This window comes from Sulfitobacter sediminis (genome assembly GCF_040811725.1).
GTDB lineage: Bacteria > Pseudomonadota > Alphaproteobacteria > Rhodobacterales > Rhodobacteraceae > Sulfitobacter > Sulfitobacter sediminis.
Map to the genome: position 1 here is coordinate 92,158 of NZ_JBFNXX010000008.1, position 13,937 is coordinate 106,094.

Annotated in this window: 11 protein-coding genes; 5 read left to right on the top strand and 6 right to left on the bottom strand. The window is 59.4% G+C overall.

What is annotated here, in order from left to right; genetic code table 11:
• Nucleotides 1-151: 151 nt before the first annotated feature.
• The 4 genes from AB2B41_RS12235 (at nt 152) to AB2B41_RS12250 (ending at nt 4,540) form a co-directional block, all read left to right on the top strand.
• Nucleotides 152-1,642, top strand: coding sequence for a recombinase family protein (locus tag AB2B41_RS12235; protein WP_367878078.1), 1,491 nt, complete (start codon nt 152-154; stop codon nt 1,640-1,642).
• 719 nt (nt 1,643-2,361) lie between these two features.
• A complete protein-coding gene (locus tag AB2B41_RS12240) occupies nt 2,362-2,748 on the top strand; it encodes a nuclear transport factor 2 family protein (RefSeq protein WP_367878079.1) in 387 nt (128 codons plus the stop codon).
• Nucleotides 2,749-2,789: 41 nt separating this feature from the next.
• Complete coding sequence (locus AB2B41_RS12245) at nt 2,790-4,187, top strand: NAD(P)/FAD-dependent oxidoreductase (protein WP_367878080.1); 1,398 nt, start codon at nt 2,790-2,792, stop codon at nt 4,185-4,187.
• A complete protein-coding gene (locus AB2B41_RS12250) occupies nt 4,187-4,540 on the top strand; it encodes a cupin domain-containing protein (RefSeq protein WP_367878081.1) in 354 nt (117 codons plus the stop codon). Before AB2B41_RS12245 ends, AB2B41_RS12250 begins: the two co-directional genes overlap by 1 nt.
• A 457-nt stretch (nt 4,541-4,997) precedes the next feature.
• Here AB2B41_RS12250 and scpB read toward each other — a convergent pair whose 3' ends face one another.
• Both scpB and AB2B41_RS12260 read right to left on the bottom strand, forming a co-directional pair.
• The gene (gene scpB, locus AB2B41_RS12255) at nt 4,998-5,612 is read right to left on the bottom strand and encodes an SMC-Scp complex subunit ScpB (RefSeq protein ID WP_367878082.1); all 615 of its coding nucleotides are present in this window, start codon (nt 5,610-5,612) and stop codon (nt 4,998-5,000) included.
• Between the two features lie 2 nt (nt 5,613-5,614).
• On the bottom strand, nt 5,615-6,499 hold the full coding sequence (locus AB2B41_RS12260) for a DUF1403 family protein (protein ID WP_367878083.1): 885 nt from the start codon (nt 6,497-6,499) through the stop codon (nt 5,615-5,617).
• 126 nt (nt 6,500-6,625) lie between these two features.
• Between AB2B41_RS12260 and AB2B41_RS12265 the strand changes: the two genes are divergently transcribed.
• Complete coding sequence (locus AB2B41_RS12265) at nt 6,626-7,744, top strand: tyrosine-type recombinase/integrase (protein ID WP_367878084.1); 1,119 nt, start codon at nt 6,626-6,628, stop codon at nt 7,742-7,744.
• A 166-nt stretch (nt 7,745-7,910) separates the two neighbouring features.
• Here the strand turns inward: AB2B41_RS12265 and ggt are convergent, their stop codons facing one another.
• The 4 genes from ggt to AB2B41_RS12285 form a co-directional block, all read right to left on the bottom strand.
• Nucleotides 7,911-9,500, bottom strand: a complete 1,590-nt coding sequence (ggt, locus tag AB2B41_RS12270; RefSeq protein WP_367878085.1) for a gamma-glutamyltransferase — start codon at nt 9,498-9,500, stop codon at nt 7,911-7,913.
• A gap of 142 nt (nt 9,501-9,642) precedes the next feature.
• Complete coding sequence (locus AB2B41_RS12275) at nt 9,643-10,320, bottom strand: nitroreductase (protein WP_367878086.1); 678 nt, start codon at nt 10,318-10,320, stop codon at nt 9,643-9,645.
• Nucleotides 10,321-11,242: 922 nt separating this feature from the next.
• Nucleotides 11,243-12,328 carry a ParB/RepB/Spo0J family partition protein gene (locus AB2B41_RS12280; RefSeq protein WP_367878087.1) on the bottom strand — a complete coding sequence of 362 codons (1,086 nt, stop codon included), beginning with the start codon at nt 12,326-12,328 and terminating at the stop codon, nt 11,243-11,245.
• The gene (locus AB2B41_RS12285; RefSeq protein WP_367878088.1) at nt 12,312-13,715 is read right to left on the bottom strand and encodes an AAA family ATPase; all 1,404 of its coding nucleotides are present in this window, start codon (nt 13,713-13,715) and stop codon (nt 12,312-12,314) included. Before AB2B41_RS12285 ends, AB2B41_RS12280 begins: the two co-directional genes overlap by 17 nt.
• Nucleotides 13,716-13,937 lie beyond the last annotated feature (222 nt).

Consider the following 13,937-nt stretch of genomic DNA (forward strand, 5'->3'; position numbering starts at 1 on the left):
CAATCTTGATCCCCACCTGCAGCGCCATCTCGAACTCTGCCGCCGCATGTATCTGCGCATGCTGGCCGATGGCACCTGGCCCTGGCCTGAAGCGCCGGAGTCGCCAGAACCCGAGGATATGGTAGACTCCGAGAGTAACCCCCAATGACATATGAAAACCTGCTTCGGCTACATCCGAGTGAGCACCCAGAAACAAGGTGAGGGTGTCTCGCTTGTTGCCCAGAAAGACGCGATCACGGCCTATGCAGACCGGCAAGGCCTTTCGGTGATCAAATGGTTTGAGGAAAAGCAGACCGCCGCCAAGGGTGGCCGACCGATCTTCAACCAGATGCTCGGCCAACTCAGACGCGGCAGGGCACAAGGTGTGATCATCCACAAGATCGACCGGTCTGCCCGCAACTTGCGCGATTGGGCAATGTTCAGCGAACTCCCAGATCTGGGGATCGACGTGTATGTTGCGACAGAAAGCCTCGACTTTACCTCTCGGGGCGGCCGCCTCACCGCTGACATTCAGGCAGTGATAGCGGCCGACTACATCCGCAATCTACGCGAGGAAACGATCAAAGGGCTTAACGGGCGTCTCAAACAAGGGCTCTACCCGTTTCGAGCGCCAATTGGGTATCTCGACAATGGTAAGGGGCAGCCCAAGACACCGGACCCGGAAAAGGCACCGTACATTCGACAGATGTTTGAGCTCTATGCGACAGGCCAGTACTCCCTGCGGTCCCTGCGCGCCGAGATGAACCGACGGGGCCTCCGCAATCTGGCGGGTCGACCGCTTAGCCTCTGTGGGGTCGAAACTATCCTGAGCAATCCCTTCTATACTGGTCTGATTGTGATTTCACGCACCGGCCAGAGCTATGATGGCATCCACGAACCCATCGTCCCCGCATCCCTCTTCCAACGGGTTCAAGACCTCAAAGCTGGCCGCTGCGGAAAGAAAGTTACCCGACACAACCATCTCTACAGCGGCCTGTTTCGCTGTGGCCTTTGTGGGGCGCCGATGTCGCCCGAACTTCAGAAAGGGAACGTCTACTATCGTTGCCAAACCCCGCCATGTGAGACAAAGACCGTGCGCGAAGATCGCCTTGAAGCAAAAATTCTGTCTGCTTTGGCTCGGCTACAACTCACGCCCAAGCAAGCGGATGCACTGAAGTCCGCATGGGCTGAGGATCATTGTGAGCAGGAACAGGCCGCACGACGTGAAACAATTTCCCTGCAGCTTGCCAGTGAGGAATCACGTTTTCAGCGATTGACAGATTTACTCATCGACGGTGCCATCGATCAGGAGACATTCCAACAAAAGAAGCAGGCTTTGGCGTTGTCGATCAAATCTCACCGCGAGAACCTCGCCGCGTTACCTGATCCAAGACAAATTCAGCAAGACCGCATGGATTTCCTCGAACTGATGAAAAACCTTACCACGCTTCATATCTGCGCCACGCCCATGGAAAAACGCGAAATCGTAGAAAACGCCTTCTCGAACCGAACAGTGGTCCGAAGAAACATCGAGTTAAAGCCGCAGCATTGGCTCCAGCCGAGCGACAGTACCCAACCTGTCCTCTCTGGTACCCCATATCGGGACACATCTCGAACTCAGCCGGGGATTTCGCGGCTGATCAAATTGCTCACAAAAACCTGAGGAGAAATAACTGGCGCTGATGCTTTCTGGAGTAGTGTGGCTTCCGTTGAGCGCTCCGTCAACATAGTACAGAAGGCGCGTAATCAGCGTATCTGCTACCTGGATGCTTTCTGTTGGGTCGTCTTTCGCGGTTGCGCAAGATATTGGGCGATAGATTTGAACACCACAAAATAGCGTCTAAAGTGCTCAAATCACTGCAGAAATATCCGATCCATATTGATTGATTTCCTCTGACTGTTTTTGACGTCTATCCGTCAGATAAAGAGTTTTGATCGCGGACTTTTCAGAACCTCGTCGCGAACGCACCGATGTCAGCTTTCAGGGCTCTCACATAACCGATCAACATGGTTTGATTTCAGCGGTTGTTCTCCGGGGGCGAACGAGGTCTGAACCGGCCCGGTATCTCATGTGGCTCCAGAACAAGAATGGTTTCCACCCACGAAGGAGCGAAAAGGCTGTGTTGGAGCAGAGCCCAACGCTAGGAAAGCTCCCTGCCCGGCTCAAGTCCTGATTTCTCTGGCACCACCCTTCTGACTTCACCGACTGGCGCTAAATCAGGCTCTATTCTGGCCCTATTCGACCCTGCCTTTTTGGCCCTATTGCAGCCTCGCAAACTTTTGTTCCCCAAGTGGATCAGAAATGATGCACCCCATGAACGCCTAATCCAGTTGCGCCGGAATTACGCTGCCTCGGCGCCCTTTTCTGATGGAGCCCGCCCCGTGACCAAAACTCTGACTGCACAAGATCTTGCCGACACTTTCGACGCGTTCAACCGTCACGACGTCGAGGGCGTGATGACACATTTCGCCGATGATTGCGTTTTCTATACCGTCGGCGGCCCCGAGGTCTACGGCAGCCGCATAGAGGGCGCTAAGGCCATCGCAGATGCGTTCTCCGCCGTCTGGGCTGGGATGAAGGACGCCCACTGGGATCACCACAGCCACTTCGTATATGGCGATCGCGCCGTTAGTGAATGGACCTTTTCCGGCACAGACGATACGGGGATGCGCATCGAGGCCGAAGGCGCTGACCTTTTCACCCTGCGCGACGGCCTGATCGTCGTGAAACAGGCGCTGCGCAAACAGCGCCCGGCCTTCAAGGCCTGACCCCCCACCTTTTCGCCATCATCTGATCAGAGGATCAATCGATGTCTAACACCCTTCGTCCCCGCCACTGGCCCCGCGCCTCTTATGACCCCAAGTATGACCCGCTGGTCGATGCGGGCCCCGGCCACAACCGGGATCACGCGCCAACGTACTGGGTCGGCACCGCGGGCACGCCACCTGAGGATGACGGGCCCGTGTCGCGCGACATGGACGTGGATGTGGTGGTCGTCGGCTCGGGTTACACGGGCCTGTCGACCGCGATCCACCTTGCCAAGGAGCATGGGATCAAGGCCACTGTGCTCGAAGCGAACACCGTCGCCTGGGGCTGCTCGACGCGCAATGGCGGACAGGCACAGATATCTTCAGGACGGCTCAAGCGGTCCCAGTGGATCGAACGCTGGGGTGTGGACGTGGCCAAGCGCATGCATGCCGAGGTCTGCGAAGCCTTCGAGATGTTCAACGAAATGATTGGTTCGGACGACATCGACTGCGACCCTAAGACCGGCGGTCACTACTACATTGCCCACCGCGCCAAGGTCATGCCCCGGCTGGAGAAGGAATGCGCCCTGCTAAACGAAACTTTCGGCTATGGCGCCAAAATGCTGAACCGCGAGGAAGTACATGAACGCTGTGCGCGGGATATGGAGGCCCACGGCGCCATGTGGGAGCCCGACGGGACGTCGATACACGCGGCAAAGCTCGCCTTCTCCTACGTGCGCCTGGCCCGTAAGCTGGGGGCGCAGATCCATACCGCCTCTCCGGTTATGGGCTGGAAGGTTGTAGAGGGCGTGCATCACTTAACCACACCGGGCGGCACCGTGCGTGCCCGCGCTGTGGCGCTGGCCACGGCGGGTTACACGCCACCGGGCCTAAACTATCGGACCAAACACCGGCTGATGCCCATCCTGTCGAACTCGATCGTTACCCGACCGCTAGAGGATGATGAACTCGAAGCTTGCGGCTTCCAAACCAAATCACCCCTCACCGACACCCGGACCTTGCGGCATTACTATCGCCTGCTGCCCGACAACCGGGTCCAGATCGGCAGCCGGTCGGCCATCACCGGCAGAGACGCGGAAAATCCCAAGCATCTGGCACTCCTACGCAAGGGGCTTCACCGCAAATTCCCGGCACTCACCGACATCGACCTAGATTATTCCTGGTGGGGCTGGGTCGATGTGAGCCATGACATGATGCCGCGCATCTTCCAGCCGGACCCCGACCGGACGGTCTATTACGCGATGGGCTACGGTGGTAACGGGGTAATGTATTCCGCGCAGGCGGGTAAGCGTCTGGCACAGATCGTGGCGGGGCAGAAGATCCCCGACCTTCCGATCTTCACCTCCGCTCTGCCCAGTCACGGGTTGCTCACGCCTTTCCGCAGAATGGGCCAGCGGATCCTCTACCCGTGGTACTATTTGAAGGACGAGATCCTATGATGTCCAAATCTGTCATCAATTTTGCCACCAACAACGGCGCGCGGAGCGCGCGCCGACTGGCAGACATGCCCGGCCGCGTGGTCGAAGGCGACCCGCAGCATGAGACCACCGTTCATTTCAACGATGGTCTGCTGGCAGGCACTTGGACCAGCACACCCGGCAAGTGGCGCGCTTTCACCAACCGTGACGAATTTTGCTACATCATCTCGGGCCATTGCCAGCTGATCTCTTCTGAGGGCGAAGTGCAGGATTTCCGCACCGGAGACGCTTTTCTGATCCCCAATGGTTTTCGGGGCTACTGGAACGTGATCGAAACGACGAGCAAGCACTTCGTGATCCGGGAATACGATTGAGGGTGCGAGCCGTAACGTACTGAAAGAGTGCTTCGGGCTCGATCCAGTCCAATGGACGTTTTTCCTAGGCGTCCGCAACCGGCGTTCAGTGGTCACTCAAAACTTGCCGACAGCACTGCGATGCCCTGGAACCGCACCATGTTCAGCCAAGGGTCATTGCAGGTGAGATTGGCAGGGAAGAGTGCGTCCTGTTCCAGGAATAGCCTGATGGCGGTTTCTGACCCCTAAAGGCGCTAGGACGCGAAAGCGGACTTCGTCAAAAGGACGAAACGATTATCACATTGAAATTGTGAATATCTCTTGGCCTCCAGATGAATCGTTTCACTGCAGGTGAAACGATAACCGGAGGCGCGGAGTTTACGCTCATCATCGGCAACCGAGACCGGCAAGATTCGAACCCATGGGGGGGAAACAGTGCTCTCACAGAGCCTTGGGGCCCTACAATATCGGCGACTGGTTAGCCGAAATCGACTTGTGGTGCTTCGCCCACAACCCCCGCATCAACCAGCTGCTCCCGATCGGGAAGATCGCGGAGGCTCTCCAATCCGAAGGCGACAAGGAACTGATCGGTGGTGACGAAGGTATAGGGCGCGCCGCGTCGAGGGGACCTTGGCCCGGTCCCAATGAGACCGCGCGCATGCAGCCGCCCGATCAGGTCTCGGCTGATCTCTTTGCCGAAGATGTCCTTCAGCCCGTCGCGGGTGATCGGCTGATGGTAGGCGATGGCGGCCAGGACCGCGACGTCGAACTGGCTCAGATCCAGCAATTGATCCCCGATATCCGCCGCGGCGCGGATCGCAGGTGCATAGGTAGCCCGCGTCCGGAACAGCCACCCACCGGCGACCTGGGCGATCTCGAAGGCCCGCCCGTCCAGATCGGCGGCCAGATCCTCGACCAGCAGGTCGACCGAGGCCCCCTGCCCCACCACGCGCGCCAGGTCTTCGCGCGGCACCGGCTTGGCCGAGGCAAAGAGCACCGCCTCGATCCGGCGCATCCATTCGCACCAGCGCAGCTCAGGCGGCAGGTCGGTCAACTCACGATCGAGCTCTGGCTCAGGGCGATCTTTGGCCATCGCTACACCCCGTAGAGCCGGAAGGTATCTCGGCCAGTCAGTTCACGGACCGCGCCGAGTTCGACGAGCCTGTCGCAGAGCCGCCGCGCAGCGCGAGCCGGCAATGGCAAGGCAGAGGGAGCGACAGCATCGCGGGTCAGAAACATCTCGACGGCGTCACCCGCCCCCTTTGCCCGAAGCTTGGGCGCAACGGCCATAAGGTGCGCCGCCCGACGCACGAGATCTCCGGAGAGACGCACAGCCTCGACTGCCGATGAGACGAGCGCGCGATGACAGGCCAGGCGAAGCTCATCGCCTCGCTTGCGCAAGTCGGCGCGTTTCAGGCCCGGGGCCAGCAGCGGCATAAGGTGTTCCCAGCCGAGTGCCTGAGCGAGGGCCGCGTCCGCGAGAAAGAGCGCCGACACGTCGGCCCGCGGTGCTTCCGTCAACACCGCCTCCAGCACCATTGCGGCATGGGTCACTGGCGCACCCTGCCCCATGTCGAGCCAGGTCGCGATCCGCTCTGCCTGAAGATCTGGGAGGGCCCGGCACAGCGCCTTGATCGACACCGGTCGCTCCACCGCGCGCCGCCAGGCCAGGTAAGTTTCGCCGGCCGGTCCAGGCAGGTCGCCGGGGCGCAAGAGATGCACCGCGTCGCGCAGCTCCCCTGTCCTCTCGAGACGTCCTGAAAACGCCACGCAAGCCTCCGCTGCCCGCAGCGCCAGCCGGTCTCGCAACAAGGCGTGGGGGACCTCTGCACGCACCATCACAACATGCAGGTGGTTCAGCGCCGCCCCCGACAAAAACGCAACATCTTCAGGGCTCTCTGGCCGTGCGGAGGTGACCCAGGCGGGCATCCGGGGTAGTGTCGCTAGGTCGCTGGAGTGATCCGGTCCGGCAAATGTCATGCATGAATCCTAATCAAGCGCGGCGCTTTTAGCCAGAAAATTGTACACTAACCGCCCCACTGTGTCGGCTTATTTCATGTCCAATAAGTTTACATTATCGGACATATATGAGATAAGCTCGGATACATGAGCAAAATAGCCCAATACCCGCCCTCCGAAACCGAGAAATCGACCTCAACGCACTTTGATACAGCGAATGAGCATGATCACGGCGAGCGGGTCCATTCTGATGACAATGCAATCGCCCTACCCTCCCACGTCGTCGGCTCCGGCACGCTCGACCAGTTGATCGACACCGCCCGCGACTACGCCAAAGCCTCGACAGCCGAGAACACAAACAGAGCCTATGCCGCAGATTGGAAGCACTATGCGCGCTGGTGCCGACTGAAGGGCACGGACACCCTACCTCCATCGCCTGAGTTGGTCGGGCTCTATTTGGCCGACCTTGCTGCTCCCACTGACTCCTCTCCGGCCCTGTCGACAGCTACCATCGAAAGACGCCTGTCTGGTCTCGCGTGGAACTACGCACAACGCGGTTTCACTCTCGACCGCAAGAACCAGCATATTGCGACTGTCCTTGCGGGCATCAAACGCAAGCACGCACGTCCGCCCTTTCAAAAGGAAGCAATTCTCCCCGAAGATATCCTCGCCATGATCGCTACCCTGCCCTTTGACTTGAGAGGTCTACGGGACAGGGCAATCCTGTTCTTGGGCTTTGCTGGCGGGCTACGCCGCTCCGAAATCGTCAGCCTAGATGTCGGGAAGGACGACACCCCAGATGCCGGCGGTTGGATCGAGGTCTTGGACAATGGCGCCGTCCTGACACTCAATGCCAAGACCGGATGGCGTGAAGTAGAGGTCGGCCGAGGATCAACTGACAACACCTGCCCGGTGCACGCCCTCGAACAGTGGCTGCACTTCGCAAAGATCGACTTCGGACCCGTCTTTGTGCGCACCTCCCGGGACGGGAAGCGCGCCCTCGAGTCGCGTCTGAATGACAAACACATCGCACGCCTGATCAAGCGAACAGTCCTCGACGCGGGCATTCGGTCGGACCTTCCAGAGAAGGAACGCCTGAGGCTATTTTCCGGCCATTCCCTACGTGCCGGTTTAGCTAGTTCGACAGAAGTCGACGAGCGCTATGTCCAGAAGCAACTCGGGCACGCCTCGGTCGAAATGACCCGCCGGTATCAGCGACGCCGTGATCGGTTCCGCATCAATTTGACCAAGGCAGCAGGTCTTTAGGCTACCGAAGCGAGATTGCTCCGCTCACAACCACCCGTAACTTTGGCGCTTAAGCTATACGCTTACTTGCGCAATCACTGCCCAGAGTAATGATTACCCGCATCGCTCGCCAGACCCTCGATCAGAAATCTCATCATTCTTGGCCAACTTGCATATCTGGTAGCGCTCAGTATCCCATCGCACAGCCGTCCTTGCGCGGATCCGATCCGGCAATCAAAACGCCTGCGTCGTGGTCGATCTCGATGATTTGCCCGCCGCCGTGGGGGGACTTGGTCCAATCCAGTGGATGACCTTTGGCCTTGAGCCCATCAAAGACCCCCTGCCCCAGCGGTGGCTCTATCTCGATCGTGCCGTCGGGCCGCCAGAACGCCCGAGGTGAATCGAGCGCTTCCTGCGGGTCCATACCGAAGTCGACCATATTGGTGATCACATGAGTATGACCTGTTGGCTGATACTGGCCGCCCATGACGCCAAAGCAATAACGGGCTTTGTCACCCTGCATAGCCATGGCCGGGATGATCGTGTGGAGGGGCCGCTTCCCGCCTTCAATGGTGTTCGGGTGGCCGGGCAGCACGCGGAACCCGGCACCACGGTTTTGCAGGATAATACCGGTCTTTTCGGTCACGATCCCGGAGCCAAACCCTTTGAAAACTGAATTGATCAGCGAGACCGCCATACCGTCGCGGTCCACGCAGGACAGATATATCGTGTCGCTGGTGAAATTTGGATCGGTCGACGGAAGGTCCCCATTGCGCTTGGCGGGATCAATCGTCGCTGCAAGGCCTTTGGCCCAGGCCTTGTCGATCAACGCCTCGGCAGCAACACCCATAGTGGAGGGATCACCGATATGGGCGTCCCGGATGGCATAACCGATGCGCGCGGCCTCGATCTCGAGGTGGTAACGGTCGGCGCTGCGTGGATCGAGAGACTTCAGGTCGAACCGCTCCATCAAGTTGAGGATCACCTGCGCGATGATCCCCGTGCCATTGGGTGGCAACTCTGCGAGGTCGATGTCGCGATAACCCGAGGTGATAGGGGTGCAAGGGTCCGCGGAGACACCAGCGAGGTCTTCCTCGGTCATCACGCCGCCGCGCCTTTGCAGCTCGGCGACAATGTCGGCGGCCACCTCCCCTTCGTAGAAACCGCGCGCACCTTCCTTGGCGATCTTCTTCAGAGTTGCCGCCAACGCGGGCAGCTTATGGATGGTCCCCATCCGGGGGGCTGCACCGTCCAGTAGGTAGTGCTGCCCTCCGGGGCCCTGAGAGGCCAGCTTGGAGGCGCAATCGTTCCAGTCGGACCAAACCCTCGGATAGACCACAAATCCGCTCTCAGCGGCCGCTATGGCGGGCTGAAGCGCCTCTTCCATGCCGATGGTGCCATGGGAGGCGAGAAGGCTCTCCCAGCACTTCACAACGCCCGGTACGGTCACGGAATGGGGGCTAAGGTCGTCCATCTCTGTCCACCCCTGCCCCACCAGCATCTCGGTGCTAAGCGCGGCCGCCGCACGACCAGAGGAGTTGAGCCCGTAAAGCGGGCTGCCCGGTTGGTGGATCAGAGCAAAACCGTCCCCGCCGATAGCGGTCATCGCAGGCTCCACCACGGCAAGAACTGCTGCGGCGGTTACAGCCGCATCGACCGCGTTGCCGCCGCGCTTGAGCACGGCGAGGCCGGCCTCGGTCGCCATGGGATGCGACGTGGCAAGTGCCCCGTTGGCGGCGTAGATCGGGGAACGTTTGGGCTGATGGAAATCGCGCATGACCTCTCCTTCGGTATCTGCCGGGGAATTAGCGTGCCGTTACGGCAATTACAGGCGCTATTTGCCCAACGGCGTCCGGAGAGTCGAGAGGTATATATTTTATACTTATTTTACAGATACTTATGGTGATTCTGGTTCTCATTCACTCGTCAAAGCCGACGAACCGCGCGACCTCCTCAACCGGACGGCGATTTGATACGACGGAGTTCGCTGCGAAACTTTCATCCGGCCAGCCAAGGGCAACACAGGTCATAATAACCTCGTCCTCGGGTATCTGGGCATGCTCCCGCACGACTGGGGACTGCATGATCCCCTGCCCGTTGATCACCGCTCCGAGGCCCCTTGACCAAGCGGCGAGAACCAGCCCGTATGTCACGGCGCCAAGGTCGAAATGGGCGATCGTGCCGCCCTCGAGCGTCTTGTCGAAGGTCACCACGATCGAGACCGGCGCGTCGAACTGACGAAAGCCGCGCATCACCCAGTCTTGCCGCATCTCCTTGTCCTCGCGGGCGATGCCCATCGCGGCGAAAAGCTGCTTGGCAATCTCGACCTGCCGTTCGCGGTGGGGGCCCTCGTAGGCACCATGATCGACGATCTCACGGACGGGTGGGATGCCGGAGAGCATCCTCGTCGAGTTCCCCTCGCGCACTTTCTCCAGAGGCTCTCCTGTCAGCACGTGGAAGTGCCAGGGCTGGGTGTTCATAGAAGAGGGTGCGCGGTTGGCCAGCGCTATGATTTCTTTGAGTAGGGCGCGAGGAACGGGTTTGTTCTGAAAACCACGGATGGAGCGGCGTTCGCGCATGGCGGTGTCCAGGTGCATTGCTGGGCCTTTTCTTGGGTCTTGGGTAATAGTGTTTCGGGCGAAGACTAGCGATGACCGACGGGGAGAGCCACCCTGCCTTGTCACAGTGATGCTAGGTTAATTGAGCCGGGAGGTTTCGCCGCGAAACCTGCTTGGGGGCCGATTTGGTGATCAAGTGCTCCGCTTGAATGCTGATTGGCGGACCTACACGGGCGCGCTTTTTGACATAGGGAGGTTTCGCCGCGAAACCTCTGGACTGGTGATGGGACAGACTGCACGGGAAAGAAGCCCATCCTTCCTGAGGCCTATCAAGGCGCCTTCGTACCGGTTTCGCAGCGCCCGATTAAGTCAGGGTGGCATCTATGGGGGTCACGGGCGATTGCAACGTAATCCGACTTCAATCCTCCACCGGAATGAAAAGTTACAACTGAAGATTTGAAGGGAGGTTTCGCGGCGAAACCTCCCCTCTGTTGTTTTCGCTAATGTTAACGCCAATCGGAGAAGGCCGCTTCGCACCGAACTTGGTTTTGGGCCAAAGCATCGGTTGCTGGGAAACTCCTCTGGTTCTAGTACTGCCTACTCCGAGGAGCGAAAGCGTTGCGCCCCTTTGCCACAGCCTCCCGGAAAGCCGCTTGGATCACCCAATCGAAACGGGGCGTGACGATTCTAGGTGGGCTGGGTTGAGCGACAGAATCTTGGCGGGGTGAAAGGATCGAGTTTCGCCATTCGCTTCAGCGTTGCCATAGCAGGAAGGATCGTAAGGTTTCGCCGCGAAACCTCTACTGAAGGCATAGTATGGCTAAATACTTCGGCAAAACACAGAGACGCTCCGGACTTAATCCGAGGTGTGGTTTGATGCTTTGCGATGGTAGAAAATGCAAGGTGACAGTTGGGAAAGGTTTCGCGGCGAAACCTCAAGGGACGTCAGGTGGCAAGCGTCCTACCCTTTCTCAAGCTTTTCCTTGATGTCCTGCATCAGCATTTCCACCAGCTCGGCCGAGATACCCTTGCCGCTGAACCGCAAGACGTAGCCGTTCGGCTCCTCCTCGTAGCGCATGGTGACACCGGTGGAGGTGTGCAGCGTATCCACTCCATCCCATCCCGCCTTGGGCGCGGTTAGCTTGGGCCGACCGCCGCGCTTTGGGTCCGGGGTTGGTTCGCTCTGCTCGGCCAACACGGCCTCGATCGCCGCCCATTCTGAGCGGGGATCGCGCCCCTGCCCCGAGCCCAACACCTCGCGAATGCGTGCCTCGGCGCCATGGCGCAGCGCTTGGGCAAGCCGCAGGCCGTCCCGTTCGCGCATGCCCTCTGGGAACCGGAGCATGTCGCCCAATTCCTCGAAGATCATGGCGAAGGAGCGGATCTTGCTGCGCTTGGCCTTCGAGGCGGCGGCGAACATCTGGCTCACTGCTTCCTCGGTATCCATAAACGCCCCCTGCTGAGCCGCTATAGCGGCGATGCGACCGCGTTCGTAGTGGCTGAGGTCTTGCCGGATTTCGTTTTCCTCTACCATGGCGACAAAAGCACCACCCATCTGGTCGGGGTCGCGAACAACCGCCTTGATTTGAGCGAATTTGTCAGCGCCCGTCCGCTGGTGCAAGTTGCCCTGGGCTATCAGGCGGCGGTAACCGGAGATAAGCCCGAAGCGTTTGCCGCCCGCGGGTTTCTGCATCTCATAGACCTCAATGGGCAAGCGGATGCCGTGGATGCTGATGGAGTGCTCGAGCTCGGCGAGCGCCTCCTTGTCCAGTATGGTGCGGTCGCGGGGTATGGAGATGGGCTCTATCTGATCCAGCGCGATCAGACTGATCACCCGGCCCTCGGCCTCGGCGTCACGGAAGGCTGCGGCCTGTGCCTCGTCCCGTCGCTGTTCGGGGGTGCCGGGCTCCAAGGCGCCTGCGGCATCGGCGGCAACAGCGGCGATGGGGGCGGCGCGACCGCGCGTGGGGGTTTCGCGGCGAAACTCCTCTTCAATGCGGCCAAGGTCCTCGGCCGAGGGGGCCTCCAGTTTACGTCTCTTCGCCATTTGCTCTCTCCTCTGCCTGCATCATCTGCATATCACGCCACCAAGTGCCCAAGAGCACCTCTTTCACCTCGGCCCAGGTTCGGTCAAAGGTCTCGCGCCCACGAACGTAGGTATCGCGGTTGAACTCGCGGTAATCAGCCTCATAGATTCCGTTCACCTGTTCGCCGGCCTGGCCGACCATGGCGGTGACCTCTTGCCTGTAGGTGGTCATGAAATCGCCGAAGTAGGCCTGGATCACGTTAGCGAGGTCCGTCTGCTGGCCCGCGTCGAAACGGGTGATTAGCGCACGCACTGCGTCCCATTCGAACTTCATCTCGGGCAGGCCATCCTGGCGGCGGATGCGGTTTTCGCCTTCCTCGATGCTGGCGAAGGTCGAATAAAGCATGTCGAAGAAGCGACCTGTGGAGTCGAATTCAAGGAAAGACGCGCCGAGGGGAACGAGCAGGATGTCGGCGGCCGCGAGCGCGTTTATAGTCAGATAGCCGAGGGCAGGGGGCGTATCGAGCAGGATGATGTCATAGTCATCAAGGATCCCTTCACTTTCCAACGCGTTCGTCAGCGCGTCCCAGAGCGGCCAGGAACGGACCTGCATACGCCAAACGGGGACCTGGAATTCAGCCCAGTAGAGGTTCAGCTGCGCGCCGATCAGGTCGATGTTAGGCCAGTGGGTTTTCTGGATAAGGTTTCGCGGCGAAACCTCGAGGCTCTCGGTCAAGGTTTCATCAAACGGAAGTTCGCTCGTCCCGCGGGCGCGGCGTACTGCGTTTTCGGATTGCAAGTGGCGGGCAAAATCCTTGGCCAGCAGGGGGAAGGCGGTAGACCATTCGTCGGGGATATTGCCGCCCATAATGGAGGTCAGCGAGCCCTGACTGTCGAGGTCGACGACCAGCACCCGGTACCCATCGAGGGCGGCAGACATCGCCAGATGCGCACAGGTCGAGGTTTTGCCTACACCGCCCTTGAAGTTGGCGACCGAAATGACTTTGGCAGGCAGTCCTTCGGGGCGCCAGGATTTGTATTGTTTGTTCGAGGAGCCTTCGGTGGCGAAGTGCTCTCGCAACACCAGCACTTCCTCCAGCGTGAACCATTTAGAGCCCGACTCGCCGGTACCCTGAGGCAGGTCGGGGTGTGCCTTGAGCACCCGGCGCAGGTGAGCCGGGGCAACGTCGATCAAGTAACGGCAGACCTCCCAAGTTGAGAACCGGCGTAGGCGTTTCTGACCGTCAGGGGCGTAGCCGCGCTTGGCCAGGTCGTCACGGCCTTTCGCAGCGAAAGTGGCAGCTTTTGCGAATCGTGCGGTGTCGATAGGGTCGGATAACTTTGCGGCGGCCTTGGCTGGGTCGATGTTGAAGTAAGGGGGCGGGGGTGCTTTGGGTGTGGAAACCATGAAACCTCGGGCATGTGCGCGAATTGTGCTTGTGTTCGCGAATTTATCGCACATCGCGTTCTACTTGTGAATCAGTAAGGTGTCTGGGTGATCTCTTGTTTGAGAATATCGGAAAGTGGCAACACATAGTGTAGAGTCTTGCAGAATCTTTAGGATGTTTGTGGCTTAAATATTTATTAATAACAGACATTTAAATGGGCATTGGCGCCCGTATACGGGTGG

What these genes read in the sequence shown, in the direction of transcription:
- AB2B41_RS12235 (WP_367878078.1), top strand. Translation starts at nt 152, where the DNA reads ATGAAAACCTGCTTCGGCTACATCCGAGTGAGCACCCAGAAACAAGGT.
- AB2B41_RS12245 (WP_367878080.1), top strand. Translation starts at nt 2,790, where the DNA reads ATGTCTAACACCCTTCGTCCCCGCCACTGGCCCCGCGCCTCTTATGAC.
- AB2B41_RS12250 (WP_367878081.1), top strand. Translation starts at nt 4,187, where the DNA reads ATGTCCAAATCTGTCATCAATTTTGCCACCAACAACGGCGCGCGGAGC.
- scpB (WP_367878082.1), bottom strand. Translation starts at nt 5,612, where the DNA reads ATGGCCAAAGATCGCCCTGAGCCAGAGCTCGATCGTGAGTTGACCGAC.
- AB2B41_RS12260 (WP_367878083.1), bottom strand. Translation starts at nt 6,499, where the DNA reads ATGACATTTGCCGGACCGGATCACTCCAGCGACCTAGCGACACTACCC.
- AB2B41_RS12265 (WP_367878084.1), top strand. Translation starts at nt 6,626, where the DNA reads ATGAGCAAAATAGCCCAATACCCGCCCTCCGAAACCGAGAAATCGACC.
- ggt (WP_367878085.1), bottom strand. Translation starts at nt 9,500, where the DNA reads ATGCGCGATTTCCATCAGCCCAAACGTTCCCCGATCTACGCCGCCAAC.
- AB2B41_RS12275 (WP_367878086.1), bottom strand. Translation starts at nt 10,320, where the DNA reads ATGCACCTGGACACCGCCATGCGCGAACGCCGCTCCATCCGTGGTTTT.
- AB2B41_RS12280 (WP_367878087.1), bottom strand. Translation starts at nt 12,328, where the DNA reads ATGGCGAAGAGACGTAAACTGGAGGCCCCCTCGGCCGAGGACCTTGGC.
- AB2B41_RS12285 (WP_367878088.1), bottom strand. Translation starts at nt 13,715, where the DNA reads ATGGTTTCCACACCCAAAGCACCCCCGCCCCCTTACTTCAACATCGAC.